Origin of the sequence: Clostridium phoceensis (assembly GCF_001244495.1) — a bacterium.
Classification (GTDB): Bacteria; Bacillota; Clostridia; order Oscillospirales; family Oscillospiraceae; genus Lawsonibacter; species Lawsonibacter asaccharolyticus.
In genome coordinates, this window is the sequence record NZ_LN866274.1 from 2,099,429 (window position 1) to 2,126,328 (window position 26,900).

32 protein-coding genes are annotated in these 26,900 nt (G+C 53.9%); 23 read left to right on the forward strand and 9 right to left on the reverse strand.

What is annotated here, in order from left to right:
* Positions 1 to 55: 55 nt before the first annotated feature.
* From BN1969_RS10820 to BN1969_RS10845, 6 genes are all read right to left on the reverse strand, one after another.
* The gene (locus BN1969_RS10820; RefSeq protein ID WP_050624291.1) at positions 56 to 598 is read right to left on the reverse strand and encodes an HdeD family acid-resistance protein; all 543 of its coding nucleotides are present in this window, start codon (positions 596 to 598) and stop codon (positions 56 to 58) included.
* Positions 582 to 1,031, reverse strand: coding sequence for a hypothetical protein (locus tag BN1969_RS10825; protein ID WP_050624292.1), 450 nt, complete (start codon positions 1,029 to 1,031; stop codon positions 582 to 584). The genes BN1969_RS10820 and BN1969_RS10825 overlap by 17 nt, the downstream gene beginning before the upstream one ends.
* A 143-nt stretch (positions 1,032 to 1,174) precedes the next feature.
* On the reverse strand, positions 1,175 to 1,711 hold the full coding sequence (locus BN1969_RS10830; RefSeq protein ID WP_050624293.1) for a TetR family transcriptional regulator: 537 nt from the start codon (positions 1,709 to 1,711) through the stop codon (positions 1,175 to 1,177).
* Between the two features lie 132 nt (positions 1,712 to 1,843).
* A complete protein-coding gene (locus BN1969_RS10835) occupies positions 1,844 to 2,353 on the reverse strand; it encodes a nucleoside deaminase (protein ID WP_050624294.1) in 510 nt (169 codons plus the stop codon).
* Between the two features lie 14 nt (positions 2,354 to 2,367).
* Positions 2,368 to 3,525, reverse strand: coding sequence for a sensor histidine kinase (locus tag BN1969_RS10840; RefSeq protein WP_050624295.1), 1,158 nt, complete (start codon positions 3,523 to 3,525; stop codon positions 2,368 to 2,370).
* Positions 3,522 to 4,211: a response regulator transcription factor gene (locus BN1969_RS10845; protein WP_050624296.1), complete on the reverse strand. Its 690-nt coding sequence runs from the start codon at positions 4,209 to 4,211 to the stop codon at positions 3,522 to 3,524. The genes BN1969_RS10840 and BN1969_RS10845 overlap by 4 nt, the downstream gene beginning before the upstream one ends.
* 202 nt (positions 4,212 to 4,413) lie before the next feature.
* Here BN1969_RS10845 and BN1969_RS18905 point away from each other — a divergent pair, with 202 nt between their 5' ends.
* From BN1969_RS18905 to BN1969_RS17200, 5 genes are all read left to right on the forward strand, one after another.
* Complete coding sequence (locus BN1969_RS18905) at positions 4,414 to 5,598, forward strand: TlpA disulfide reductase family protein (protein WP_050624297.1); 1,185 nt, start codon at positions 4,414 to 4,416, stop codon at positions 5,596 to 5,598.
* Positions 5,598 to 5,750, forward strand: a complete 153-nt coding sequence (locus BN1969_RS10855) for a CD1871A family CXXC motif-containing protein (RefSeq protein WP_050624298.1) — start codon at positions 5,598 to 5,600, stop codon at positions 5,748 to 5,750. The genes BN1969_RS18905 and BN1969_RS10855 overlap by 1 nt, the downstream gene beginning before the upstream one ends.
* Positions 5,743 to 6,591 (forward strand): 4Fe-4S binding protein, encoded by an 849-nt coding sequence (locus BN1969_RS10860; RefSeq protein ID WP_050624299.1) that lies wholly within the window; start codon positions 5,743 to 5,745, stop codon positions 6,589 to 6,591. The genes BN1969_RS10855 and BN1969_RS10860 overlap by 8 nt, the downstream gene beginning before the upstream one ends.
* 76 nt (positions 6,592 to 6,667) lie before the next feature.
* Entirely contained in the window at positions 6,668 to 6,841 is a 174-nt protein-coding gene (locus BN1969_RS10865) for a hypothetical protein (protein ID WP_242850331.1), read from the forward strand.
* Positions 6,842 to 6,901: 60 nt separating this feature from the next.
* Positions 6,902 to 7,246, forward strand: coding sequence for an ATP-binding cassette domain-containing protein (locus BN1969_RS17200; protein ID WP_336454719.1), 345 nt, complete (start codon positions 6,902 to 6,904; stop codon positions 7,244 to 7,246).
* Here BN1969_RS17200 and BN1969_RS10870 read toward each other — a convergent pair.
* Positions 7,243 to 8,208: a helix-turn-helix transcriptional regulator gene (locus BN1969_RS10870; RefSeq protein ID WP_050625465.1), complete on the reverse strand. Its 966-nt coding sequence runs from the start codon at positions 8,206 to 8,208 to the stop codon at positions 7,243 to 7,245. The two genes, BN1969_RS17200 and BN1969_RS10870, sit on opposite strands and share 4 nt — an antisense overlap.
* 221 nt (positions 8,209 to 8,429) lie before the next feature.
* Here BN1969_RS10870 and BN1969_RS10875 point away from each other — a divergent pair, with 221 nt between their 5' ends.
* Genes BN1969_RS10875 through BN1969_RS10890 form a run of 4 tightly spaced genes read left to right on the forward strand, consistent with a single transcriptional unit; the run spans position 8,430 to position 11,684 of the window.
* Complete coding sequence (locus BN1969_RS10875) at positions 8,430 to 9,008, forward strand: MptD family putative ECF transporter S component (RefSeq protein ID WP_050624300.1); 579 nt, start codon at positions 8,430 to 8,432, stop codon at positions 9,006 to 9,008.
* A complete protein-coding gene (locus tag BN1969_RS10880; protein WP_050624301.1) occupies positions 9,008 to 9,745 on the forward strand; it encodes an energy-coupling factor transporter transmembrane component T in 738 nt (245 codons plus the stop codon). Before BN1969_RS10875 ends, BN1969_RS10880 begins: the two co-directional genes overlap by 1 nt.
* A gap of 5 nt (positions 9,746 to 9,750) precedes the next feature.
* Complete coding sequence (locus BN1969_RS10885) at positions 9,751 to 11,247, forward strand: ABC transporter ATP-binding protein (RefSeq protein WP_050624302.1); 1,497 nt, start codon at positions 9,751 to 9,753, stop codon at positions 11,245 to 11,247.
* Between the two features lie 8 nt (positions 11,248 to 11,255).
* A complete protein-coding gene (locus tag BN1969_RS10890) occupies positions 11,256 to 11,684 on the forward strand; it encodes a metal-dependent transcriptional regulator (RefSeq protein ID WP_050624303.1) in 429 nt (142 codons plus the stop codon).
* A 268-nt stretch (positions 11,685 to 11,952) separates the two neighbouring features.
* Here the strand turns inward: BN1969_RS10890 and BN1969_RS10895 are convergent, their stop codons facing one another.
* The gene (locus tag BN1969_RS10895) at positions 11,953 to 12,324 is read right to left on the reverse strand and encodes a hypothetical protein (RefSeq protein WP_050624304.1); all 372 of its coding nucleotides are present in this window, start codon (positions 12,322 to 12,324) and stop codon (positions 11,953 to 11,955) included.
* A gap of 593 nt (positions 12,325 to 12,917) precedes the next feature.
* Between BN1969_RS10895 and BN1969_RS10905 the strand changes: the two genes are divergently transcribed.
* Both BN1969_RS10905 and BN1969_RS10910 read left to right on the forward strand, forming a co-directional pair.
* Positions 12,918 to 13,553, forward strand: coding sequence for a hypothetical protein (locus tag BN1969_RS10905; RefSeq protein ID WP_050624306.1), 636 nt, complete (start codon positions 12,918 to 12,920; stop codon positions 13,551 to 13,553).
* Positions 13,554 to 13,587: 34 nt separating this feature from the next.
* The gene (locus BN1969_RS10910) at positions 13,588 to 13,776 is read left to right on the forward strand and encodes a DUF7736 domain-containing protein (protein ID WP_050624307.1); all 189 of its coding nucleotides are present in this window, start codon (positions 13,588 to 13,590) and stop codon (positions 13,774 to 13,776) included.
* 210 nt (positions 13,777 to 13,986) lie between these two features.
* Here the strand turns inward: BN1969_RS10910 and BN1969_RS10915 are convergent, their stop codons facing one another.
* Positions 13,987 to 14,184 (reverse strand): hypothetical protein, encoded by a 198-nt coding sequence (locus tag BN1969_RS10915; RefSeq protein ID WP_050624308.1) that lies wholly within the window; start codon positions 14,182 to 14,184, stop codon positions 13,987 to 13,989.
* A 300-nt stretch (positions 14,185 to 14,484) separates the two neighbouring features.
* Between BN1969_RS10915 and BN1969_RS10920 the strand changes: the two genes are divergently transcribed.
* From BN1969_RS10920 to BN1969_RS10975, 12 genes are all read left to right on the forward strand, one after another.
* The gene (locus tag BN1969_RS10920) at positions 14,485 to 15,279 is read left to right on the forward strand and encodes an alpha/beta fold hydrolase (RefSeq protein WP_050624309.1); all 795 of its coding nucleotides are present in this window, start codon (positions 14,485 to 14,487) and stop codon (positions 15,277 to 15,279) included.
* Between the two features lie 17 nt (positions 15,280 to 15,296).
* Positions 15,297 to 16,199 carry an alpha/beta hydrolase gene (locus BN1969_RS10925; RefSeq protein WP_050624310.1) on the forward strand — a complete coding sequence of 301 codons (903 nt, stop codon included), beginning with the start codon at positions 15,297 to 15,299 and terminating at the stop codon, positions 16,197 to 16,199.
* Between the two features lie 11 nt (positions 16,200 to 16,210).
* Positions 16,211 to 17,008 (forward strand): helix-turn-helix transcriptional regulator, encoded by a 798-nt coding sequence (locus tag BN1969_RS10930; protein ID WP_050624311.1) that lies wholly within the window; start codon positions 16,211 to 16,213, stop codon positions 17,006 to 17,008.
* Between the two features lie 38 nt (positions 17,009 to 17,046).
* A complete protein-coding gene (locus BN1969_RS10935; RefSeq protein WP_050624312.1) occupies positions 17,047 to 18,207 on the forward strand; it encodes an alpha/beta fold hydrolase in 1,161 nt (386 codons plus the stop codon).
* 186 nt (positions 18,208 to 18,393) lie between these two features.
* Positions 18,394 to 19,002 carry a TetR/AcrR family transcriptional regulator gene (locus BN1969_RS10940; protein ID WP_050624313.1) on the forward strand — a complete coding sequence of 203 codons (609 nt, stop codon included), beginning with the start codon at positions 18,394 to 18,396 and terminating at the stop codon, positions 19,000 to 19,002.
* A 55-nt stretch (positions 19,003 to 19,057) separates the two neighbouring features.
* Positions 19,058 to 20,860 (forward strand): ABC transporter ATP-binding protein, encoded by a 1,803-nt coding sequence (locus BN1969_RS10945; protein ID WP_050624314.1) that lies wholly within the window; start codon positions 19,058 to 19,060, stop codon positions 20,858 to 20,860.
* Positions 20,857 to 22,605 carry an ABC transporter ATP-binding protein gene (locus BN1969_RS10950; protein WP_187120345.1) on the forward strand — a complete coding sequence of 583 codons (1,749 nt, stop codon included), beginning with the start codon at positions 20,857 to 20,859 and terminating at the stop codon, positions 22,603 to 22,605. Before BN1969_RS10945 ends, BN1969_RS10950 begins: the two co-directional genes overlap by 4 nt.
* A 198-nt stretch (positions 22,606 to 22,803) precedes the next feature.
* Positions 22,804 to 23,421, forward strand: a complete 618-nt coding sequence (locus BN1969_RS10955) for a TetR/AcrR family transcriptional regulator (protein WP_050625467.1) — start codon at positions 22,804 to 22,806, stop codon at positions 23,419 to 23,421.
* A 185-nt stretch (positions 23,422 to 23,606) separates the two neighbouring features.
* Positions 23,607 to 24,239, forward strand: coding sequence for an L-2-amino-thiazoline-4-carboxylic acid hydrolase (locus tag BN1969_RS10960; protein WP_050624315.1), 633 nt, complete (start codon positions 23,607 to 23,609; stop codon positions 24,237 to 24,239).
* Entirely contained in the window at positions 24,223 to 24,822 is a 600-nt protein-coding gene (locus tag BN1969_RS10965) for an MptD family putative ECF transporter S component (RefSeq protein ID WP_050624316.1), read from the forward strand. The genes BN1969_RS10960 and BN1969_RS10965 overlap by 17 nt, the downstream gene beginning before the upstream one ends.
* Positions 24,822 to 25,517: an energy-coupling factor transporter transmembrane component T family protein gene (locus tag BN1969_RS10970; RefSeq protein WP_050624317.1), complete on the forward strand. Its 696-nt coding sequence runs from the start codon at positions 24,822 to 24,824 to the stop codon at positions 25,515 to 25,517. Before BN1969_RS10965 ends, BN1969_RS10970 begins: the two co-directional genes overlap by 1 nt.
* Positions 25,514 to 26,899 (forward strand): ABC transporter ATP-binding protein, encoded by a 1,386-nt coding sequence (locus BN1969_RS10975; protein WP_050624318.1) that lies wholly within the window; start codon positions 25,514 to 25,516, stop codon positions 26,897 to 26,899. The genes BN1969_RS10970 and BN1969_RS10975 overlap by 4 nt, the downstream gene beginning before the upstream one ends.
* The last annotated feature ends 1 nt before the right edge of the window (position 26,900 follow it).

The window sequence follows — 26,900 nt, forward strand, 5'->3', positions numbered from 1 at the left end:
AAACCCTCCAATTTTTGAGTCTTGATGGACCGCCCTGTTTTACCGTCAGGGCGTTTTACCATTTACAGCCCACATCGCTGAACGCCAGCACAAGGCTGTCGATTCCCAGCAGGATCAGATAGGCCCCGATGACAAAGCCCATGGACAGGAACGCGAGGGCCGGTTGGAGCAGCATGAGGAAGCCGAGCACCAGCCCGATGATGTTCAGGACCAGGCTGAAATAGTAGTACCCGCTGCCGGCCACATACCGGATGATCCCCAAGTGGGTCAGGCGGGAGATGCAGTGCATGATGAACCATAGGGGGAAGAAGATCGTCAGCGCCCAGGCCGCGGCGCCGGGATAGACCATCACCAGCAAACCTGCGATCACGCTCAAAATGCCGCTGACCAGAGCCACTACCGGCCCGAAGCCGGTATGACGCTCCATCTTCGCATAGAACACAATATCCGCAATCCCTGTGATAAGGGCGAACACGCCGTAGACCAGCACCGCGCCGGTCAGCACGCTGCCCGGCCTCAGAAAAGTGAAGATGCCCAGCACGATCAGCAGAATGCCGATAATCAGTTCCATCCATCCAAATTTAGAGCGACGCCTCATTTTGCTCAACCTCCGTTTCCTTTCCCCGCGGTATATCCTGCGCGCTGACTGCTTCCAGGGAGAGAAGCAGGGCGTGATTGGCGGCCTGCGCCGCGAAATCCAGTGAGTATTCTGCCAACAGTAGGGCCTCCTCTGCGGACAGCCCCCGGCGCCAGACTTCGGAGAACGGGCCGTCCTGCTCCGCACGCTCCCGGTCGATGAACGCCTCTATCGTCTCATAGGAGGACGCCAACTTCCCGACCATGGGAGAGCGGCTGAACTTCAGCTTTGTCTGGAACGCCAGACGGTCCGCTTCATTTTTCTGCCGCAGGCGGGTCAGCTCCTGGCCGAGTTGTTCGCGGCTAGCTGTTTCGCTGAGCTGGATGCTCCCGTGGAGCAGCCCGAACTCCCGGTCCAACTCATACAGTTTTGCGGACAGAATTTCATGTGACATAATCCGCACCCCTTGCCTTTTCATGCTTTTATTTTAATCAGGGCGGGGGGTTGGAACAATAGCCAGAAAATGAAGTGTGTATTGACAGAAATGCCGGAGTGTAAAACTTTTTTACACTCCGGCATTTCTGTGGAAAGAGAGGGTTATTGTCTGGGGGAAATCTCCCCCACAACAAGCTGATGGACAATATGAACGATGTGGTCTAAATCGCCGCTGTCAGCCTCGGTCCAGTTTTTGAGGAGGCCGAGGACCGCCTGACTGTGGTAGCGCATCACAAGTTTCAAGTCCGCATGGCTGCATTGAGCGTACAGGCCGCGTTTTTCCACCACCCGCAGGAAAAATGTGAAAAACTGTTCCTCCACCATCCGCTCGATCTCATCCCGGTAGTTGGTTTGAAGGCCATGCTCCACATAGGGGCGGGCGTTCAGCGCCAGCAGGAACAGACAGCGCAGCCCCTTTTCCGCGTCCCCCTGGGTAAGCGTTTCCTCGATCATTCTGTTCGTGCCGCGCTCCAAGACCCATTTCAACAGGTCTGGAATATCTTCAAAATGATAGTAAAAGGTCTGTCGGGTGATGCTGCACTCATCCACGATGTCCTTCACCGTCAGCTTTTTGACCTTCTTTTGCATCAGAAGCCGCTTCACGGCCTCTGCAATCAGCTCCTTTGTGTCAACTGCCACCCGGGCATACACCTCCATTCCATTTGAAACGTGAAACAGTGGAAACAGTTTAGGCAGAAATATTATATAGTAAATTGGTCCAACCCACAAGTTTTACCTGCCAATTTCGAGAAATTTGAGGCCGTTCCCAGACTATTTGTGTATTTCTAACGCTTTCTCCGCCAAACTGTCATATGGTCCGTCTACAATGATCTCTTTTTGGCCTCTGGCAAGGACCTCCCGACACCCCAAATGAAACATTGGAAAATCGGGATGCCCACTCTCCGCAGAGACATCAAGCACGGCTTTCTCTGTCACAGGGAATACGATCCTGCCAATGTTGGCCCAATAGATGGCCCCTGTGCACATACAGCACGGTTCACACGAGGTATATAGGCTGCATTTCCACAGAAATTCCTCTGAGAACTTTTGGGAAGCCCTGCTCGACAGTACAGACTCGGCATGGGCGGTATTGTCACCATTTTTATATACCAGCGTGTCCTGCTCCAGCAGAACATCGCCGTTTTCATCGGCCAGCAACGCGGCAAACGGAGCATCCCCCCGAGCTTTTAGCGCTGCGGCCATTTGGATGCACATTTTCAGCAGTTCTTCATTTCTCTCTGCCGTTATGTTCTGAAATACAAATCCTGTTCCTGTTTTCATAAAGCACACTCCTTCTACTTACCTTGCCGCGGCAGCATGATACGGATCGTCGTTCCTTTGGGAGAGCTGGAAACAATCCCGATCTGTCCGCCATGCAGTTCTATGATCGCCTTTGTCAGCGCCAAACCCAAACCGCATCCACCTATTTGATGGGAACGGGACTTGTCAACGCGGAAAAACGGTTCAAAGACCTGCTTCTGATCTTCTGCCGGGATGCCACGGCCGCTGTCTGAGATCGTAATAATAATCTGCCCTTTCTCTACATTTGACTGGACGCTGACCTGCCCGCCGGTATGATTATATTTGATGCTGTTCTCGATGACATTATAGATCGCACGGTACAGCAGGGCGTCATTCCCCACAAGTTCCCCTTCGCTGGGGTGCTGAATCATTTTCACCCCGTTTTTCTGCGCAATTTCCTCTAAATCACAAAGGATTTCTTCAAGTAGCGCGGGAAGGGATATTTGATCTGATTTTTGTACGGTTTCCAGACGGGCCATTTGCAGCAGTTCCTCGACTAAATGGGACAGCCGCTCCGTCTGCGCCGCCAGGATCTCAAGGCTTTCCGCGCAGTCTCCGGGAAGTTCCTTACTTTTCCGATCCAGCAGATCCAACCGCGCCTGAATGACTGCGAGCGGCGTCCGCAACTCATGGGCAGCATTGGCGGAAAACCGCTTCTGCGTTTTAAATGACTTCTCCAGACGGGAGAGCATCGCATTGAAAGACTTTGCTAAATGGGCTACCTCGTCCTCTGTTCCGGGTACTTCAACCGGCTGGGCAAGATTCTGCGCCTGGATCGTCTCCATTTGCCCGGCCATTTTCCGTAAGGGCGATAATGCCTTCCCTGTCAGCCAGTAGGTCACGGCGCCGGACAGCAAAACGACCAGCAGCATGGCGGCGGCGCTCTCCATCCGAAGCGTGGAGCGGCTGTTGCTGAAATGCTGTGGTATCTGCATCTGCTCCGGTGCGGCAGCTCCTCCAGAGATCTGCGCCGCGTCCCCGGTGTTGGGCTGGAGCTGGATGACCTGGATTTCCAGATCGTCCAATTCGGTGCCGGCCGAGTGGTTGAACACCAGGGTCAAGATCAGGCAGGCCGCGGCCAGGATCGCTGCGGAGGTCAGCGCCAGCCTCCATTGCAGCGTCAGGCCGTGCCGTTTGGACTTGTACTTCACCGGCTCCCGTCCTCCTTCCCTACGGCCAATGTGTACCCCTGGCCGACCTTATTCTGGATCGGATCATACCCCAGGACCGACCGGAGTTTTTTGCGGAGTGCTGAGATGTGGACACGGACCGCATTGCTGAAGCTGTTCACACTTCCATCCCATAGGTGCTCCATCAATTCCTCCGCGCTCACCACACGCCCCTGGTGGAGCAGAAGATATTCCAGCAGCCCCGCCTCCTTGCGGGGCAGGTCAAGAACCCGGCCGCCCGCTGTTGCCGTGCGGGAAACCGTATCAAAGGAAATACCCCCGCAGGATAAGACCGTGTCCTCCTGTACGAAACGGCGGCGGGTCAGGCTGCGGATGCGGGCCTCCAATTCCGCGAAATGAAATGGCTTTGTCAGGTAGTCATTGGCTCCAAAGTCCAGTCCGTCCACTTTGTCCTGAAGCTCGGTTCTGGCGGACAGGATCAGAATTTTCACCTCGGCATTTTCCATGCGCAGGCGGCGCAGAACCTCCATCCCATCCATGACGGGAAGATTCAGATCCAGTAAAATCAGATCATAGGACTCCACTGTAGCCAGTTCCAGCGCTGTCCCGCCGTCCCCGCAGGCGTCCACTTCATAACCATCCGACCGCAGGACCTGTGCCATTGTCCGGCCCAGGTCCTGTTCATCCTCCACGATCAGCAACCGCATATATCCCCGCCTCCATTCGTTCTTCAATCAACAGATAGTTTGATTATAGCACAGGAGCGATAAACTTTGTGTTAACTGGCCGTTCCTGTTCGGAAATAAATTTCGATGGGCCGGTTGAGTTAACAAAGACTTTATCCCCCGTGTGCTATCCTGCGCAATGATGGAGCGCCATCCGTCTAAAAAATCGAAGGAGATCATGGATATGCACAAGAACAACCATTGCGGCAATCGAGAGGGCCGCAGAATTTTCCGAAAGCCTGCCGCAGCTTTGGCAGCCGCGGCTCTGCTCGTTTCCCTTGCGGCCTGCTCCGGAGGAGAACAGGCTTCCTCGCCGTCTGCCTCGCCGGAAGGCTCCGCAAGCATGGGGGAGATGACCCTGGGCGGAAACCGGGTCACCATCCCGACGGACGAGGTGATTTTGAAGCCGTCCGAAATGGGGATGTACCCGGAGAAGGAGCATTCATTCCCTTACCTTGGCATGGATGTCGTGTTGCCGGACAGTCTGGTGGAAAAAATGCAAGCCTGCGATGTGGTCCAGTTCAGCGAGGAGGAAGTGGATGCCAATGGATCGCTCTCCTACGCGCTTCTCTCCTGGAGCGCATTAAGCCAGGAACAAAAGGATGCGGAGACGCCCTTGGCCGGAGACGGGATCGAACAATGGAAACGCGGATTGACGCACACAGGCGCGCTTGGCGTGTACCGCTCCGGTCTGGAGGAGCAGTTGAACGCCCTGACCGGATGCGACCAGCACCAGAAATTGGGCGAAAGCGCGGACGGTGCGTACAGCTACTACCTCAGCTCAAACTCCAAAGGAGATGCGGGGCTGGAGGCAGAACTTGAGAATATCGAGGTTACATTGAAGGATATGGTAAACATGGAGGAGGGACTGTCCTTTTTCAGCGCCTTGCCGCAGAGCATCAGCGGGAGCGTAGGGGAATTTTCCACCACGGATATTCAGGGAACAGCGGTTGACCAGACAATCTTCCAGGAGCATACGCTCACTCTGGTCAATGTGTTTACGACCTGGTGCAGCCCCTGCGTGGAAGAAATCCCCGAGTTGGAGAAGCTGCGGGCAGATATGGCCGAGCAGGGCGTTGGCGTAATCGGCATCGTCATGGACACCCGGAACGAGGCCGGAGAGCAGGACAGCGAAGCGCTGCAAAAGGCGCAGATCCTGGCGGAACGGTCTGGCGCCCAGTTCCCGTTCCTCATTCCTGACGAGACGGCGCTTCATGGCCTGCTGGATAGCATCGACACAGTTCCGCAGACCTTCTTTGTGGACCGGGAGGGAAATATCGTGGGCGAAACCTATCTGGGCGGCCACACCTATGACGAATGGAAGGCCATTGTGGAGCAGGAACTGGGCCGCCTGGGAGGAGATGCGTAATGGAGCGCCGCAGGATCGACCCGCGCTGGTTCGGTGCCGGGGCCGCTGTTCTGGGGATCGCGTTCATGGCTTATGGGATCTGCCGCGGAGAGATGGCCGTGGTTTTCTCCAAAGCGGTAAAAGTTTGTCTGGAGTGTATCGGAATTGGCTAAGAAAAAAATAAGCGGCTGGCCCAGACATGGTGTGCAGGCGGTATGGGCCTTTTTGACAAACAGCTATTTAGCCGGCTTCCTGCAGGGCAAAATCTATCAGGGAAAGCTGAAAAATCTCTGTGTTCCCGGTTTGAATTGCTATTCCTGCCCCGGGGCGCTGGGAGCCTGTCCCATCGGCGCGCTCCAGGCTGTCATTGGGAGCTGGAACTTTAAGCTGGCTTTTTATGTATCTGGATTTCTCATTTTTGTGGGGGCTCTGGTCGGACGGCTGGTCTGCGGCTGGCTGTGTCCCTTTGGATTGATCCAGGATCTGCTGCATAAGATCCCGTTCTTCAAAAAAATCTCGACTTTCCGGGGGGATAAACTTCTCCGCAAATTGAAGTATGTGATTCTGGTGGTCTTTGTGATCCTGCTGCCCATGTTCCTGGTCGATCTGCTGGGACAGGGTGCCCCATACTTCTGCAAGCTGATCTGCCCTGTGGGAACGCTGGAGGGCGGCATCCCTCTGGTCCTGCTGAATTCCGCCATGCACAGCGCGCTGGGTTGGCTCTATGCCTGGAAGAATGTGCTTTTAGTGGCCACCATCCTTTTGTCCATCCTGATTTACCGGCCATTCTGCAAGTACATCTGCCCGCTGGGCGCGATTTATTCCCTGTTTAATCGCATTTCAATTTTCCGGTATCGGGTGGATGAACATAAGTGCATCCACTGCGGCGCCTGCGCCAAAGTCTGCAAGATGCACGTGGACCCGGTGAAAAACGCAAACGACCCCGAGTGCATTCGCTGCGGGAAATGTAAACTGGTCTGTCCTGCCGGCGCTATTCTATCGAAAAAACGATAACCTCTGATAATCAGAGCCCTAATATATGCGGGAGAACTAACGGAGGATGTAGAAATATTGAAAGGGAGGAGCCAGCGTGGGGAAGCTGCTGATTTTATCCATTACAGATGGCGAGGAACAGCTCCTGAACAAGCTCAAGGATTTCCTGGCGCAAGAGCCTGGAATCGAGGTCGTGGAGCCGCCCACCACAAAGCATATCCTCACCTTTCCAGGCATGGAACTGCACCTTCGCAAACAGACGGTAAAGTGACGGGGCCGCTCCCTGTACCTTACGCATCTGGAGTTCTTTACGCTGGCTTACCTGCCCCGGCTGGATCTCCTCCCGTTCAGAGACAGGCACCCCATGTCGCTTTCCGGCGGGCAGAAACAGAGGGTGGCCATCGCATCCGCCATTGCGTCAAAGCGGTCTATTCTCTTTTTTGACGAACCCACCAGCGGCCTTGATTACCGGCACATGAAAGAGGTCGCCGCTGTTTTGCGGCAGCTCAGCACGGAAGGCGTCACTGTTTATGTGATCACACACGATCTGGAACTGCTGCTGGACTGCTGCACGGACATCATCCATTTCGCCCAGGGAAACATTGCCGGCCAATATCCTATGGATGCGGGCGGCCTTTCAAGGGTCTGCGCTTATTTTATGGGAAGCGGCGCCTAAAGTGCGGCCAGCTTCTGTGCGCGCCGGTACTCCAACGGGGACATGCCAAACTGCTTCTTGAATACCGCTGCAAACTTTCCCTGATTGGAATAGCCAACCTGCTCCGCGATTTCCGCAATGGGGCGGCTGGTGTCCGCTAAAAATTCAGCGGCGGCTTTCATACGGACCTCCCGCAGATAGGTGGAGATGTTCTGGCCGTACACCCCACGGAAGTAGTTTTTCAAGCTGGTTTCTCCAACGGAGAATTTTTCCGCCAGCAGACGCACGGGGATATGTTTCCGGAGATCCGCGGTGAGGATTTGTTCTGCTTTTTTGGCGATCCCCACCTGAAGTTCCGTATAAAAGCCGCAGGTTTTTGAAGGGCGCGGCTCTGTATGGAGCAGTTCGTAAATCAGTTCCAGCGTATAGATGCGCAGATAAAAGAGAGACGGCTGCTCCGACAGTGCCCAGAGTTTGTGGAAAATGGCGGTAAGTGTGCTGTCCGCCTCGTTGATATAGGTCTTTTGTCTGCGGCAATAGTTCTCACGCAGCAGAGTAAAATCCAGCTCAAAAGCGGACATCAGTTCCTGGGCGTGATGAGAGAGCTGTTCTATATCAAAATAGATTTTAATGCCCTGATAAAGCCTTGTTGGGAAAATATAGCCGTCCTGGGCCGTCTGCTCACTGATGGCAAAATCATTTTCCTTCAGGTATATGTAGGCTCCGTCATCCAGAAGAAGCTCACTTCTTCCTGCAACGCAGTAATTGATCAGCAGGGGCCGCAGCTCGGCATTGGCCTCGGACTCCGGCCAGTTTGACGCGTTTACCTGAATAAACGCCAGGGTCACACCGGGAAAGAGCGGGTGGAAGACCATTCTCCCGCGGCCGTCCTCCTGCTCCAAAAGAAGTTCGCTGCTATTTGGGCCGCTTTTCCACTCTACGCCCAAAACGGTATCACTGTTTTTCAGGATGCTTTCCATCATGTCGCGCAACAAATTTTCCCCCTTTCGCGGCAAAATGATTGAGTTTATTATAGGCCGTCCCCTTTTAGGGGTCAATCATCAAACAACAGGAAAGAGAAAACTCCTTGCTATTCGGGCCTAAACTGCCGATATGTGCATAGAAGCGTGATTTGATCTGTGCTACTATTACGACGGTTAGCGTTGTCTAATCCGAAAATCAATCATGTGTAGGAGGATTCTCAATGAACAGGCTTCAAGGGAAAGATTTAATCAACATCGGTATTTTTACGGCGATCTACTTTATCGTGATCTTTGCCGCGGCATCTATTGGCTTTATCCCTATTTTCATTCCGCTCATCAGTGTGATCGTTCCGCTGGTCGGCGGCATCCCCATGATGCTGTTTTTCTCCAAAATTAAAAAGTTTGGTATGCTGACTATCTGCGGTCTGCTGCTCGGTATTATTATGCTGCTTACCGGAATGGGCTACTGGTGCATCCCCACCGGCCTGATTTTTGGATTGATCTCTGATTTCATGATGAGGGGCTGCGGCTACAAAAACGCCAAGCGCGAAGTCCTGATTCACGGCGTTTTCTCCATGTGGGTGATCGGCGCGTTCATCCCTATTGTTGTGACACGGGACGCTTACTATCAAAATCTCCTTCCCGGCTATGGACAGGAATATGTAGACACGCTCATGGCCTATATGCCGGACTGGATTTTGCCGGTGCTTCTGGTGGCGGCCTTTGTCAGCGGGCTGGTGGGCGGCCTGATTGGACGCAAAATTTTCAAAAAGCACTTTGAACGGGCGGGAATTGTATAATGAGCCGCGAGCTTCTTGCCAGTCAGAAAAACCACAGTGGGATTGTTTTAGATCCCCGCACAAAATTGGCGGTGCTGACCACCATAGCCGTTTTCATTTTGGGCGGCTCGTATGAAGGCGTCATGCAGTATTACATCATTGTGCTGGCGGCGATCCCCCTGCTGATTCTGCTCTCGGCAGGAAAATGGAAAGGCGCTGTCCTCTATCTCCTGATTTTTGGGGGAAGCCTCTGCTTGGAACTGTTTGGACTATCCTATCTGACCGGGGTTGCAAATTTTATCGCGGTTGCCATTGTGGGGCTGTTCCTCCGGTTTACGCCGGGAATTGTCATGGGGTACTTCGTAGTCACGACCACAACCGTCAGCGAATTCGTGGCCGCCATGGAGCGGCTTCACCTGCCGCAGCAGATCACGATCCCAATGTCGGTCATGTTCCGCTTTTTCCCGACGGTGGCGGAAGAATGGAGCGCCATTGGGGATGCCATGCGGATGCGCGGCGTCCGCTTTGGCGGTGGAAAGGCCGGCTCTATTCTGGAATACCGCATGGTTCCCATGATGATCTGCTCCGTCAAGATTGGAGAAGAGTTGAGTGCGGCGGCACTGACCCGCGGCCTGGGCGGACCGGTCAAGCGGACCAACATCTGTAAAATCGGGTTTCGCGCACAGGACATTGTGTTGCTCCTGATCTGCCTTGGGGCATTTGCCGCGCAAGTCTATGTGTGGGCTGCAAGGGGGTGAATGCCATGATTGAGTGCAGAGATGTGTCGTTTTCCTATCCGGCAAGCGGCCCTGTGGATGGGGAATGCCTGACGGAAGGGGCGCTGAAGCATATCACCTGTACGATTAAGGACGGCTCCTTTGTTCTTCTCTGCGGGGCCTCCGGCTGCGGCAAGACAACCTTGACCCGCCTGCTGAACGGCCTGATCCCCCATTACCACGAGGGGACTTTTACAGGCTCGGTCTATCTGGATGGGAAAGATACCCGCGAACTGTCGCTTTTTGAGATTTCTCAAAAAGTAGGCTCTGTGTTCCAAAATCCACGCTCCCAGTTTTTCAATGTGGACACGACCAGCGAACTGGCCTTTGGCCCGGAAAATCACGGATTGCCCGAGAAGGCCGTCCGCGAGCGGGTCCGCCGGGTGGCGGAGCAGCTGAAGTTGGAATCTCTGCTTGAGCGAAGCATCTTCTCCCTCTCCGGCGGGGAGAAGCAGAAAATCGCCTGCGGGTCAGCGGCAGCAATCGAGCCGGATATTTATGTCCTGGATGAACCGTCCTCCAATCTGGACACTTACGCGATTGCGGATTTCCGAAAACTGCTCATGCTCTTGAAGGCCCAGGGGAAAACCATTGTCATATCAGAACACCGGCTCTATTATTTACGCGACCTGGCCGACCGTGTCCTCTATATGAAAGATGGAGAGATCCGGGGCGACTACACCGCCGAGGAATTCCAAAGCCTGCCCGCAGAGCAGAGGGACCAGATGGGGCTGCGGCCGCTGGAGTTAAACTCTTTAAGGAACATAGCGGCGCCTTGTGACAGGGGCGGGGGTTCCGAATGGAAAATCCGTCAGTTTTTCTTTGCATACAAGCATCAGCCGGAAACCCTGCACATTGACGAGGCTGTATTCCCCTTTGGCGGTGCAACCGCAATCATTGGGCATAACGGAGCGGGAAAATCCACCCTGTCCCGCTGCCTGTGCGGGCTGGAAAAGCGGTGTGGCGGCATTGTGCGGAATCAGGATAAGATCTATTCCAGAAGAGAACGGCTGAAGCTCTGTTATATGGTGATGCAGGATGTAAACCACCAGCTTTTCACAGAAAGCGTGCTGGATGAACTATTCCTGAGTATGAGTACAGAAGATCAGGCAAAGGCGGAGGCGGTACTGGCTGAGATGGACCTGCTCCCATATCGTGAGCGCCATCCCATGGGGCTGTCCGGGGGACAAAAGCAGCGGGTGGCCGTCGCCTCTGCGATTGCATCGGAACGGCCGCTGATCGTATTTGATGAGCCAACCAGCGGGCTGGACCTGTTTCACATGAGGCAGGTGGCGGAGGTGGTGAACAGAGTTGCGGAGCATGGGAGAACAGTGGTTGTGGTGACGCACGACCCGGAATTTATTTTGCGGTGCTGTAACTTTGTTATCCACATGGAGCACGGCGAGATTCAGGAAAGTTACTCCCTCTGTAAGCCGGAGGGCAGGGAACGCCTGCTGCGCTTTTTTCTGAACGAGATGGGATAGGAGGCAAAATGAAACTTCATGCGTCGGGCGAGGATTATCTGGAGGCCGTGCTGGTACTCCAAAAGGAAAAAGGCATGGTGCGCTCTGTGGATGTGGCCCGGCACATGGGGGTATCTAAACCAAGCGTGTGTCACGCGGTATCTACCTTGAAAGAGGGCGGACTTCTTACCATGGACGGAGACTTCTTTCTCCGCCTGACCGATGTGGGCCGGGAAGTAGCAGAACAGACCTATGAGAAGCACTGCTTCTTCACACGCCTACTGGTAGAGGCAGGTGTCGATCCCAAAACAGCGGAACAGGACGCCTGCCGCATGGAGCATGTGATCAGCCCAGAAAGTTTTCAGAAGTTGGCCGAATTGTACCAGAAGGCCCACCCAAATACAGATCCAACCGGGGATGGGAGGCGGTTTCATGCGAAAACAGATCCTGCTGATTGATGATGACTTGCCGCTCTGCTGGCAGCCCCGGGACACGCTACTATTGACCGGGAAACTGATTCTTAGCCTATATATTTGAAAATGGCGAGTCAGATGTGAATGTAAATATAAATGATAAAGGCAGGCACGGAAAATACTACGGGGGAGATCTTCCATGCCTGCTTTTTTCATAACCAATTTACCCGGACAACAGTTTATTCGGGCTCATTTTGTACCTATCTCTGGCAGGAGTTGGGTTATGGTTCCGTCTGCATGAGCGCCCCGACTGCTACCTCCACAACCGTGGAAAAAGCGTAAATTTAGATAGCCGCTTGGCCGCAACTCCAGTTCCCGCGTTCTCGTCCTTTTCATAGTTAGCATCATCGTCTGGGCAGTCCGTGAGAATATGGGTTCTCCACAACAGCGGTTGGTAATCGAAACCGCTTTGCCGGATCTGTTCATACTCGGATCTGGTATATATTGATTCGTACACAAAGGCGAGATTTAGGGACTCAACAAAGCCGCCCATCATAACTTCATAGACCGGCTCAGGCGGGTCATGCTTCCAGATATAACGCCATTCGTCGGTAATATCCTCTTCATTGATCCATTCCAATATTTCAATACGGTAGCACGGCTGCTCTGAGAAAAACCCGTCCATCAGACACCTGCACTCCTCCCATCAATCTTTCACCCTGGCATCCTGAAAACAAAACTGGAAACATCTAAACCGGAACCTTATCGATAGCGGGATCATAGATGAGCGCTCCGCATTTCCTGCAGTACAACCTGTAGCGCGACTTACGGAGCGGCGTTTCTGTTTCGCAGATGATACATTGGATTTTGAGCAGCGGCTTTGTATAATCTTCAAATGGAGCCAGCTGCTTATGCGTCCTGAGATATTGCTTTATTCGTCTTTGCTCCTTGCACTCCCCACAGATCTTCTGATAAGGCTCCGCAATAAAAACCTTCTTGCACTTCGGGCAGCATTTCAGGCTCATCCTGTACATGACAATCACCGATGCGATTATATAGAAAGACCGGCAGAAAATCAAGATTTCTTCCTGCTCAACGTGTCCACCGCAATTTTTTCTTGCATCTCGTGCATATAAGAGGCTCCCGGACACCTGTCAAGAGGCGGTGTGAACCCATGGCATAAATGGAATCTTTTATGAAGGAAATTTATTGGACGTATTTTGCACAGCGATGCTATAATCCATCTATTAGAATTTTCAAGTGGATAAGGAGACCTTTATGAAAAAAGAAAAAATCTTGTTGGCCGTGGCGCTTTTTCTGCTTGCCGTGGCGCTTTTTCTGCTTATCGTAGTGGCTGGCGGAACATTTGTGTATTGGAGGGCTGTGGCGGACCTGACTCCGGATCCAGCCGAACCATTTACAGTGGTGAACGCAGACCTGACTTACGACGGCGTATATATCGACCTCATTGAGCAGGCCATGATTGATGCGAAATCGGAAGAACAGCAGGGCGGCTCCAATCCCGATAATTTAGAGCTCCATGTGGTCAAATACAATTCGGAGACCGGATATGTGGACGGGATCACCGCGACCAGCGCCGGGATCACGGACCGGCAGCTCAGTTTTGTGTATGGGGGCGTCCAGCTTGATCTGCACTTTGTAAACGACGTTCTGATCGGCTGTCGAAAGACCTATGAACAAGAGCTGTTGGATCGGCTGGAAGGCCAGACGTTGGAATCCTGCACCGCTGAGGAGCGGGAGGCAGCGGAAAAGGGTGCTTTGGAAGTCATTTTGAATAACGACTCCTGGGAAACAGACGAGGACTATTTGAAGCTGGTACTGGCCGACTACACGGAGCAGGTGCTGGAATATCAAAGTGAGCATCCGGGGCTACTAGTTCCCAAAAATGATTAGAGATTTGTGACTGAGCGGGGAGTGAGAGCCGTTTATGACAACAAAAGAGCGCGTAATCGTTTCTGCATATACCGGCATCCGGATGTGTGACATGGATTTGATAGAAGCATATGTCCAAGAGAAGCTCGGCCGGCCGGTTCTCTCCAACGAATGGGGGGATCAGCGTTTCCACGAGATTGTACAAGCTATGGTCGCAGAGGACTTTTTAATGCTCTGTGAGTAGCTGTGATTATTTTTCCATCAAAAGAGAGGGAGCGGGACACCGTCTGCGGAGCGGACTGAGCCATTGACTGAAACAAGAGATCCAGCAAGGGGAAGCCCCTGCTGGATTTTTATATCCACCGGCTTGACACTAATACGGACACATATCTGGCACCTACATATACATAAACGGCTGACGCGGAGAAGGCGTCAGCCGTTCAATATTTTCGGATCACATTTCAAGACCGAGTTTTTCTGCGATCTCCTCTGGAGAGAGGCCGGAGGCTTTTGCTTTTTCCATTACAGTTTTCATGGTAACAGGATGGAGCAACTTTTGCTTTTGGGCCTCCAGAACTTTAATATCAGCTTTCTTTTTGGAGATTTTTTCATCGATGATTGCGATGCGTTCTTCTACAGTACGAGCAGCCATAAGAGGTACATCCTTTCGTGATCAGAAGATATGTTTATGATAATGCGGCAAAGATCCTTTGTCAATCAAATTTCCTCAAAATATGGTAAGTTCGAGTTGCCTCATGCACCCAAGAAACCCTTCCGCAAAAAACGCAGTTATCTTTGATGGGTAATTGCGTTTTTGAGCGGGCAGAGATTTACAGCAGATAAAAAGGAAAGGTATGTGATTGACGCTCCACAGTTTGCGTGTTATACTTCGGTTAGCCATAGCAAACTACATAGAAGCGCTAATTTACAATCAGGGAAATGGAGGAACGATATGCGTTTAGGCTCTTTTCAGCTTCCCAATGATGCAAGTCTGTCCTATGCGGAATATGGGACATCAACGGGCAAGCCGGTACTCTTGCTTCACGGCTTGGTGGGAAGCATATGTTCAGAGGGAATGGAGGGGTCTCTTTGCAGACTGCCCATGAGGGTAATCGCTCTTGCCCGCCCTGGTTATGGAGACTCCGACTACTTCGATATGGACTGCGTAGCCGACTGGGGCCGGCTGCTGACTGAATTTTGGGATCACCTGGGTCTCCAGAGCTTTGACATCGTGGGCATCTCCGCCGGCGCACCTTATGCGTATAGTCTGGCGGCCCTCTACCCTGATCGAATCGGTACTGTCTATATCAACAGCGGCATACCTGCGGTCTGCTTCCCAAATGTTCTGGCGCAGTATCCGGCTCAGGATGCGGCGCTCTATCATGCGTTCCGCGGCATGTCACGGCAAGAGGTGGGGCAGGCTTTATATGACAGTTATCTTCCCCTCTTTCCCGAGGCGGCCTTGCAAGGGCGGGATTTCCGGGACTCTATGGGCGGCGATCTCCGGAATATCGGTCAGGAAGCTAAACTACAGGAAGCACCTTGGGGATTTGAGTTATCTGAGGTGCGATGTCCGGTAGTATTACTACACGGGACAGCTGATTCCGAGGTACCTTATGGCGCCATGGTGGAGACCGTCAAAAGGCTTCCCCATGCCCGCATCATCAAACTGGAGGGGGAAGAACACGCATCTCCCGCAATCACGGACAGATTGATGGCGGAATTGCTCCAGTCGGACAATGTATAAAAGGAGAGAAAGTTGATATGAGCATTCGATACAAACTGGCTTCTGCAGCGCTCCGGGCCGCCGGGACGAAAAAGCTGTTCGCGCTGCCGGAGGAAGAACTGCTGGAGAAAGTGCGCGGGATGAACCGCAGACGGCAGTTCCAGATGCCAAAAGATCATAAAGCAGTCTACGGTGATCGCTTGATCCTGGGGCAATATCACTGCCTTACCATTCAATTGGGACAAAAGAGGACAAAAAAGGCGATCCTGTACTTGTTCGGAGGTGGGATGATCGTCGGTCCTGACCAGGGCGATATTAAGACAGCGCGGGATTTTGCTGTCCGCAGCGGCTCCGACTGCTGGTTCCCATACTATCCGCTCTGTACAGACCACTGTATCACAGAAACCTATGAGATGGTGCTTCAATGCTACCGGGAGATGGCAGAGTGCTACGGGGCGGAGCACATCTCGCTGGTGGGCTTTTCCTCCGGCGGCGCACTGGCTGTCGGGCTTCCGCTTCACCTCAATGCGCTGAACAGGCCGACGGGGATGCCCCGACAGGTTATCGCGGTGTCGCCCGGCAGTATTCCCAGTTCTCAAAAGGAGCGGGCGGAGATGCAGGCGTTGAACAGCCGCGACGTGATGGTGGATGCCGCCTTTATGGAGACGGATCGGAAGATTATGACAAAGGGACAGCCGGTACCTGTCTATATGCTCTCTGGTCCCAAGGGGGATTTTACCGGCTTGCCGCCGGTTCACTTCTACTATGGTGGGGATGAAGTTCTCTCTGTAGTGGCGGAGTCTTTTGCCGATGCCTGCAAAGCGGCGAATGTCCCCTACACCATGACCATCGCCCCGGGAATGTGCCACTGCTATGCAATGGTGGAGTGGTTTCCAGAGGGGCGTCAGGCCCGCGAAGAAATTATAGGGCTATTGCGCTGAGAAGGGACACCATGCCTCCATTTGTTTTTTGCATACAGGACTGCTATTATATTCGGGCCGCCTATCAAAATCCCCGTCCGCACCGGCACTTCGCCGCCCATGTTTTGATCGGGCTGGATGGGCCTTTCATCACCGAGATAGACGGAAAACACATGCAGGCCACAGGCATTGCCATTGCCTCCAATGTCGTCCATACAGTCCGTACAGACGCCGACCTCCTTGTGATTTTCATCGATGAACTGACCCCCATGGCCCGATTCGTCAAGTACGTGCTCCTGCAGGGAATGTCTTGCCGTTCCTTGGGAAAGGAAACTGCGGCTGCAGTCAGCGGTTTATGGCAGAATGTCCGCACAGAGGAGGAGGCTGTACGGGCGGCGAAGGGTACCGGGAATCTGCTGGGTCTGGAGAAACTGGTGCCGCCAGAGGAGGACAGCCGAGTGCTGGCTGCCGCAGCCTATATGAAACGGGCTCAGGCACTGGAGGCGGTAACTATCCAGGAGGTGGCTCAAGCTGTTCATCTGTCACCCAGCCGTCTGACTCATCTGTTTCACCAGGAGACCGGGATCTCCCCGCGACTCTATCTGGCAAACCTGAAACTGGAACGGGCTTTTTACCGGATGCAGGAGGGGATGACCCTCACAGAAGCCTGCATGGCCGCGGGCTTTGCCACACCTTCCCACATGGCAGATACCAGTCAAAATCTGCTGGGGCTCTCCATGTCCTATGTAAAGGAGATTGTTTCGGGCTCCTACGATACCCTGGACCACAAAACAGCAGATAGACAGAAGTACCCTGCGGACCTGCTGTGATACAATGCCCCCATCTGATCCAAGAAAGGGGTATTTTCATGTCAAACGAATTCCTCAGCGGCAGTTATCAGTTCAATAACAGTCCGCTCTATAACTTTCAACTCAATCGGGTTGTCCTGTGGAACCACGGAGATCTGGCAGAGGTGGCGGCCAGGGGAAAGGAGATCACAGATTTTGCATCCTGGGAGCGAGTGTTAAAGGAGTTATCCTATCAGGCAGAACGGCGGAAGGACTGGGCCGCGGCGGCGGGTTACCTCCGTATGGCAGAGTTTTTTATGGTGCCGGACACGCCGGAGAGCCGAGATGTCTATGACCGGGCCCAGGAACTGTTCTATGCCAATTTTGCCCACCTTTTCAGCCCCCAGGGCGGCCCCATTCACCGGGATGAGGTTCCCTATGAAAGCGGCACACTCCCATGCTGGCGGATCACGCCCTCCGGAGACAAGCGGGGGACCATCCTGTTCCACGGCGGCAACGACTCGCTTCTGGAGGAATTCACAGACCTCCTGCTCTATCTGGCCCGGGGTGGCTATGAAATTCTGGCCTTTGAGGGCCCCGGACAGGGGGCTGCACTGCGGAAGTCCGGTTTGACTTTTACGCCGGAGTGGGAGAAGCCGGTGGGCGCGGTATTGGACTTTTACGGTGCGGAGGATGTCACCATTGTGGGCGTCTCCCTGGGCGGCGAACTCGCCATGCGGGCGGCTGCTATGGAACCGCGTATCCGGAGAGTTGTTGCCTGGTGCGTCCTGCCCAGCATCTATGGAGCGCTGATGGCGGACAAGCCGGCAGAAATCCGTACAACACTGGAACAGTTGCTGTCTGAAAAACAGCGTGAGAAGGTCCTTGCCCTTTATACAGGGCTCTCCGAGCAAAATCCACTCTTTCGCTGGTCAATCCAGCACGCGAACTATGCCTACGGGACGGCGGATGTCTACGAGTATTTGCAAAGGGCTAAGGCATTTACCATTGAGCCTGTGGCCGACCAGATTACGCAGGATGTATTGCTCATTAGCGCCAGAGAAGATCTGATGGTTGGCTTTGATCTCTATAAAGAAGAAATTGACCTGCTGAAAAGCGCTCGCACACTGGAGTTCGCAGTGCCCGGAGCAGCCATCCACGGCCAAGCCCACTGCAATATGGGAAATCCTCAATATATCCTGGACCTGATCCTGAATTGGAATAACCGGTTGTTACAATAACGGCTGATTTATAAAACCGCGGCTGTCTCAGATGGCTGCGGTTTTTTTATGTATATCAGGCGTGAGACTTATAAAATAAAGACCGTTTTGTAAAAAATATTCTCTATTCTGTTGACAACTGCATCCATGTCTGCTATTCTTGCTTTGTGACCAAATATAAAATAATGGTCGCAAAGGAGGGGCACAATGTCACCTAAAATTTTCAGTATCACCGATAGGGAGGAGCTGCGTGTCAAAATGCTGGACGCGGGCTTCGAGCTTATCAAGCAGTATGGCATGACCCACGCCTCGGTGGAGAAGATCACCCAAGCCGCCGGGCTGGGCAAGAGCACCTTTTACAACTTCTTTTCCTCCAAGGAGGAATTTGTCACCGGCATCATGGAGTACCAGAGGGACCGGGTGAAGCAGCATTTTGAAAACCTTCTGAACGGCCGGGAGAAGATGACCGCCGCCGAGGGAAAAGAGTATCTGAAACTGATTGTGTTCAGTCAAAACAGCATCTACCAGTACCTAACTGTGGAGGATATGGAAAAACTCCGCCGTGCATCCTCACCGGAATGCGTGACCCCGGATGATGCCGACTATGACCAGCGGGAGGCCCAAATCCTGCACGGCCTGCTGGATCACATGGAGGGAGTGCGGCAGGATGTGGACCTCCATGTAGCAGCCAATCTCATCAAAATCATGGCTATGGCTAAGGTCAACCGGGAGTCCCTGCATACCGACGCCCTGGACCGCACGCTGGAGCGGATCTACGAACTGCTGTTTTCTTTGATTTTCAAGGAGGACGCCTGAGCGCGTCTTTCTTTTTCAGCGGAAGTTAGTTATTGCTAATCAAGGAGCGACCAATATGAAAGAAAAAACGAAAAAAGAAAAACAGGGCCTTGCCCGCCTGTTTGAGCTGGCCGGTGCGCGGAAAAACAAGCTGACGCTGGCCTGCCTTTTGTCTGTCCTCTCCTCCGCGGCGCGGATTGTGCCGTTTTTCACCATCTACGGCGTGGTGGTGGAGCTGCTGGCCCATTACACGGCCCCGGCGGAGGCAGACCAGGGGAAAATTCTTGCCCTCTGTGCCATTACCTTCGGCGCGGCGCTGGTCTATGGCGTCTGCGCTTACGCTTCCTCAGCGATCTCCCATACGGCGGCCTATGAGATCATTTATGAACTGCGCCTCCAGTTGATGGAAAAGCTCTCCCGTATCTCCTCCGGCTACTTTACCGGCACCACCCAGGGGGCCATCAAAAAGATTGTCTCTGATGATTCCGACCAGATTGAGGCGTTTCTGGCCCACCATCTGTGCGAGATCGCTGCGGCGATAGCCACGCCGGTGTTCACCCTGCTGTACCTGTTTTTCATGGACTGGAGACTGGCGCTGGTGACGCTGCTGCCCATCTGCATCTCCCTCTGGATGCTGTCCTCCTGTCTCAGACAGCAGGACAAGGCGGCTCTTCAGGTAGAACTTCACGAAGCCCAGGAGCGGATGCAGGGCACCGTGGTGGAGTACATCCACGGCATGAGTGTGGTGAAGGTGTTCAACCGGACCCTCAGCGCCTTCCGCCGGTACGAGGGCGACCTGAATCACTTCACCGATGTGGTGGAGCGGACGGCACGGGCCAACGCCAGGCCCATGGGCGCCTATTACGCCTTTTTTGGAGCGCAGCTTTTGTTCCTGCTTCCGGCGGCCCTGCTGCTCATCCCCACGGCAGACAGCTATCTGGATTTCCTGCCCGTCATTCTGCTGTTCTTTCTGGTGGGCGGCGGATTGAAGGAGCCGCTGGAAAACATGATGCAGATGGTGATCCTCTCCAGCCGCATCCTGGAGGGCGTCCGCCGCATGGACAACATCCTCCGTCAGCCGGAGCCGGATCAGGAGGGAGCCGGAAATCCAACTGCCTTCGATGTGGAATTTTCCAATGTGGAGTTTGCCTATACCAAAGGCATCCCGGCGGTGGATCATGTCTCTTTCCGTCTCCCCCAAGGAACGGTGACAGGGTTGGTCGGCCCCTCCGGCGGCGGGAAGTCCACTCTCGCCCAGCTTCTTCTGCGCTTTTATGAGCCCCAGGCGGGAAGCATCCGAATCGGCGGGGTGGACATCCGGGACATCCCACCGGACCGGCTGGCCGACCTGGTGGCCTATGTGTTTCAGGACTCCGTGCTGTTCACCGACACCATTGAGAACAATATCCGTATGGGCAACACCGCAGCCACCACGGCGGAGGTAGAACAGGCGGCAAAGAACGCAGGCATCCACGAGGTGATCCAGGCGCTTCCCAAAGGCTATCAGACTGTGGTGGGCCGGGACAACGCCTACCTCTCCGGCGGAGAGAAACAGCGCCTTGCCATCGCCCGGGTCTTTCTGAAGGACGCGCCCATCGTCATTCTGGACGAGGCAACCGCCTACGCCGACGCCGAGAACGAGGCCAAGATCCAGGCCGCCTTTGCAAAGCTGGCGCGGAACAAGACCGTGCTGATGATTGCGCACCGGCTGAAAACTGTGGAGCGGGCGGATCAGCTCCTGGTCATGGAGCGGGGGCGGCTGGTGGGCGCCGGCACCCACGAAAAACTGTTGGATTCCTGTACGACCTATCAAAAGCTGGTGGAGGCCAATCAGCGGCGGGACCGCTGGAGTATCGGGAAAGGAGTGGTGCGGGCATGAAAATCAAAGAATGGTTTCAGATGATGACCCTGGGCCAGCCGTATAAATATCTGCGGCTCATGCTCTGGTGTCTGCTTGATAGTATTGTGATGTCCATTCCCTACGGCCTGATGCTGGGGGCGGTCTACTATCTGCTGGCCCCCCTGGCCCAGCCGGGGACGGCTCTTCCGACAACCGCCCTCTGGCTTTTGGTGGGAGGTTTCCTGGTCCAGTTGATCGCCTACTTCTTTATCCGGCAGAAAACCTACATCGACGCCAGCACCGGCTATGCCGGCATCATCAGGGATTCCCAGATCACCCTGGGCGAACACCTGCGGCAGCTTTCCATGGGCTTTTATTCCGCCCGCGATGCGGGGGACTTGTCCACTGTCCTGCTGCGGGACTACCAGACGGTGGGAGACCTGTCCCAGCAGATGCTCCCCCAGGTGGCGGTCATCCTGATCCGCTTCGTTCTGGCCGCTGTGCTGTTGGCGGTGTTTGACTGGCGGATGACGCTGGCCGTCTTTCTGGTCATCCCGCTGGCGCTCCCGTTCGCGTTCCTGAGCCTGCGCCGGATGGGACGAATCAGCGCGGACCTGCAAAATGCCCAGCGGGAAGTGGCGTCCGGAATCCTGGAATATGTCAGCGGCATCCAGACCCTGCGGGCCTTCCATATGGCGGGCGCCCAGTTCCAGAGCCTGAAGCGTTCCTTTGAGCGGGAGCGCAGTGCAGCCATCCACATGGAGACAGGGGCGGCGGCTCCGGTGAGTATGCTGGGGCGGTTTGTCCTCAGCTGCGGCATCGGCCTCGTGATGCTGACGGGGGTGTTTCTGCTGACCCGCAGGGAGTTGGAGCCCTTCTATTACCTGGCGTTTTTGATCCTGACACTCACTATCTATGAGCCGGTGCTGACCCTGTTCACCTTTATTGCGGACTTCTCCCGCACCCGCCGCAGCGGGGAGCGCATCCAGGCGCTGTTCCAGGAGAGGCCTCTGCCGGAGCCGGAGGTCAGCCAGACCCCACAGGGGACGGATATTACCTTCGAGCATGTCTCATTTGCCTACGGGGAAAAAGAAGTGCTCCATGACATTTCCCTCCAGTTCCCGGCCCGGAGCGTCACTGCCCTGGTGGGGCCCTCCGGCTCCGGCAAGTCCACCGTTACCCGGCTGGCCGCCCGATTCTGGGATGTGACGGGGGGCGCTGTGCGGCTGGGCGGTGTGGATGTGCGGGATATGAGAACGGACGAGATACTGGGACGGATCAGCGTGGTCTTTCAGGATGTGTACCTCTTTCACGATTCAATAGAGGCCAACATCCGCATGGGAAAGCCGGATGCCACCATGGAGGAGATCATCAAGGCGGCAAAAGCGGCGGCCTGCCACGACTTCATCATGGCCCTGCCCGACGGCTATCAGACCGTCGTGGGAGAGGGCGGCTCTACACTCTCCGGCGGTGAGAAGCAGCGCATTTCGATTGCAAGGGCGCTTTTGAAGGACGCGCCCATCGTCCTGTTGGACGAGGCAACCGCATCCCTTGACCCTGAGAATGAGGTGCTGATCCAGCAGGCGATCTCCGCCCTGGTAGCGGAAAAGACGGTCATCGTCATCGCCCACCGGCTTCAGTCCATTATGAGCGCGGACAACATCCTTGTGCTGGAGGATGGCCGGGTGGCCGAGTCGGGAACTCATGAGCAGCTTCTGGCCGCGGGCAGAATTTATGCGAATCTATGGGCAGAGCAGAGCCGGGCTGGCATCTGGCGGCTATAAGAATAAAAATATCTGTAGAAATAAAATTGTCCTGCCAAGGCAGGGCAATTTTATTAAGTGAAGGACATATGGCTTTACTTGGTAAGACGAGCCGCCATAGCCCAAAGCATCTACAGAGCCGCATTGACAAACTACATACTTTATGATAATATATCAATGATATATAGCGGCGATATATTGAAAAGAGTTGGTTTCAATATGACTAAGTACACAGAAACACAACGCAAAATCCTTGAAGTAGGAAAAGAAGAATTTTTAGCGAAAGGCTTCAAAGATGCCTCTCTTCGTGGAATTGTCAAGGCGGCCGGTTTTACCCAAGGTGCATTTTATGGGTACTATCCAGACAAGGCGGCTCTCTTTGATGCGTTGGTGTCCGAGGCCGCAGATACGCTGATGGAACAGTTCAAGGCGGCCCAGCGGGCGCATTATGATCTGATTACAGAGGAAAAAACAGTGCAGAGCCAGGAACTGTCGACCAATTATCTGAATTATTTTATCAATTACATTTATGACAATTTCGATGCATTCAAACTGGTGCTCTGTTGTTCTGAAGGGACTCGGTACAGCAACTATGTCCATGAGCTTGTGGAACTTGAAGTGTCCCAGACGGAAGAGTATTATCAGCAGCTCCGGCGACTCGGCAAGGCGGAAGGCGTAGTCAATCACGATCTGCATCACATGATTACCAGTGCCTATTTTACGGCTGTTTTTGAAACAGTCGTCCACGACATGAGTCGGGAACAGGCAATAGGGTATGTCAATGAACTGGCAGTCTTTTTTAACTGTGGCTGGAGCGGCCTGTTAAGGCTCAAATGAGCCTTAACTTTTTATAGAAAAGTTAGAGATAACTAACCTTTGGAGAGGAGTTGTTATGAATACCCATATTATCTCCCGCAGCCGAAATACGAACCCAATCACAGTTCTGATGCAGGGACAAAGCGACCAGCAGAGCATACAAAAAATACGGATTAGGCATTTGGCTGGCGGATGGAGGAAACTGTATGGATGACAAAAGTATAGAAAAGTTGCTGAAGAAAAGCAAACTGGCCTCAGCGTATGCGATGCTTCCTTCTCCAGAACTGAGGAGGGCGATTGCTATAGAGTATGGGAGGCTGTTAGGAGAAAACGATCTGTCTGATCCAATGCTGGCCGGACATCTCAGGACTTCCATTCTTCCGGCCGTTGCATTCCACCGCTGTCTGCAAGAATATGGATATACCCAATCTGCCTCCCTCATGGCAATTCGTGCTGCGGTATTGAAAACTGCCAAACCCATGGCAAATATTTTTCAGGGGATGGGAAGACTGCCTTTCTTTTTCTCAATTTTCCGTATCATGTGCTCTATTTCCACGAAACACAGCTTTGGCCCGAAAGGATGGGTATTTGAGTGGAAACGGAATGATGCGTATGCAATCGAATGGGACTGCCGCTCCTGCCTGTATGTCGATGTGTTTCGCCGATACAGTGTGCCGGAGCTGGCGCCCATTTTCTGCGAAAGTGATGATGTAATGTATGGGAACATCCCCGGTGTTCGATGGGGCAGGGACCAGACCATCGGCGGAGGAGATAAGGTATGCAATTTCTGCTTTTATAACGAGAAAAAGGAGGGCCTTCAAAATGAAACAGGCAAATAAATGGACGGTCAAGGATGTAATCACAACGGTGCTGCTGACCGTACTGCTCATTGTCATCCAGATGGTCGTCAACATGGTCTGCATGGTAAATGATTTCGTCAGCATGGTACTGTCGGTGGGCTTCACAATGCTGCTCTGCGCACCGGTTTATTTCCTGATGGTCAGCCGGATCCATAAGCGTTTTGTTTCCTTGATCTACATGACGATCCTAGGCTGCGTATTCCTAATCATGGGCAACTGGTATCTGCTGCCCTATTACATCGTCGTCGGCCTCATCTGCGAGGCGATCCTTTGGAAAAACGGCTGGGAGTCGAAGGGGAAAATGACGGCTGCATGGACGATCTCAAGCCTTCTGTACAATGGAGTCAATCTTCTGCCCATCTGGTTCTTCTGGGACACTTATGAAGCCTTCGCCCTCTCCAGCGGCATGGAGCAAAGTTACATTGATTCCTTTGTCCGCTATTACACCTCAGCGGGATGGCTTGCGGCGATCATTCTCTTCACGGTTATCTGCGGCTTCCTCGGCAGTATGATTGGCGGCAAATTGATTCAGAAGCACTTCAAAAAGGCGGGCGTACTCTGATGCGGCGCAGCCACCTTGCCGTCCCGACAAAATTATGGGCGTTGCTCTGTGTGATGGTTGGAGTATCTCTGACCTCCAACGCTGTACTGACCTGTACCTTGACCCTGCTCGGTTTTACATACCTGGGGTTTCAGCGAAATTGGCGACTTCTGCGTTCCTTCGGGGTGTTTTATCTCCTGTTGGCAGTTCTCTTGTATCTGATTCGTTTCCACGGATTCCATATGGCGATCTTCTCGGAATTCTATGTGCTGATGCTCTGGAACCTGTCTCCGGTTTTCCTTGCGGCCTGGGATCTCATTACCACGCCCCCCGGTGAGCTCGCGGCGTTTTTCTCCCGCATTCATATGCCCACGCCTGTGATCCTTGGACTCTTAGTCGTATTCCGTTTTTTTCCTACCATGAGGAGTGAAGTAAAAAGCGTGGGGCGCTCCATGCGCAACCGTGGGCTGACGGCTCCGGCGCAGCTTGTACGCCATCCGGCGGTATCCTGTGAGTATGTGCTTGTCCCCCTACTTTTGCGATGCCTGCAGATTGCCGACCAGTTGGCGGTTTCTGCCGTGGCCAGGGGCGCGGAGTATCCGGGCAAGCGGGGCAGTTATTATGGGAAAAGACTCGGAGCGCCCGACTATATTTGGTTTGGCGTTTGGACGGCCGCAACCGCCGTGTTTCTCGCTGTAGGGGGTGTTCGCATATGATAAGTCTGGGGAATGTGACCTTTCAATATGCGGGCTGCGAGGAGGGGGTAAGGAATATAGACCTCACCATCCGCGACGGGGAATGTGTTGTATTGACCGGTCCCTCCGGTGGAGGAAAGACAACGCTGACCAGACTGATCAACGGCCTTGCTCCCGCCTATTATCCGGGGAAGCTAACCGGAAGCCTCCGGCTGGATGAAACAGAGCTCACCACAATGCCAAGCTGGCGCATAGGGCAGGAAATAGGAAGTGTGTTTCAGGACCCGAAAAGCCAGTTTTTCTCCTCAGAACTGGCGGGAGAGGTTGCCTTTGCCTGCGAGAACTGCGGTATGTCCACGGAAGAAATACGGCGGCGCACCGATGAAGCCATTGTTGCGCTTGGACTGGAACGGCTGCGGGAGCGGCCACTGGATATTCTGTCCAGCGGGGAGAAGCAGCGGGCGGCCATCGCTTCCGTTTACGCACTGCAGCCCCGAATCTATGTCTGTGACGAGCCAACGGCAAATTTAGACAATGAGGGGACTACACAGCTTGCGGAAATCCTGAGGAAGTTGAAGACGGAGGGCAATACGCTCGTGATTGCTGAACATCGTCTGGCTTGGCTTCAGGGGATTACCGACCGATATATCTACATTTCCGATGGTGCGATCCAGTGGGAAAAGACTGCGGCGCAGATGCAGGCGCTTACCTGGGAAGAACGCCAAACCTATGGGTTGCGGGAGATCACCGAAGGAAAGTGGACACCGCCTGTACCTGTAAAACCGGAGCAGAATCCTATGCTCTCGGCGCTCCGCCTGTCCTGCAGGCGGAAGAAAAACTGGATTTTTTCAGAGCTGAATTTTTCACTGTACAGCGGACAAATCACTGCTTTGACTGGGAAAAATGGCGCAGGGAAGACCAGCTTGGCCATGGTGCTGACGGGACTTTGGAAACAGAGCTCTGGAGAAATCCAAATCGAGGGGAAACGCCTTGCGGCAGGAAAGCGCCGCAGAGCCGTATGGTACAGCTCCAACGATACGGGCACGCAATTTTTTACAAACAGCGTCACGGAAGAACTGCTGCTTTATTCAGACTACGCTCCGGAACGGCTGGAGCGGGCCAGAACATTGCTGAAAAAGCTGGGCTTGTATGCGTACAAGGACACACACCCAGCCGCTCTTTCCGGCGGGCAGAAACAGCGGCTCTCCATCGCCTGCGGCATTTTGTCGGATCGTGGTATTCTTATCTTCGATGAGCCAACCAGCGGGCTTGATGGCGGCAATATGGGGATTGTCGCAGATGTGTTCCGTACAGAAGCGGAAGCCGGAAAAACAATTCTTGTGATTACCCATGACAGGGAACTGATGCACCGTTGCTGCGATGATGTCGTTACGCTTGCATAGC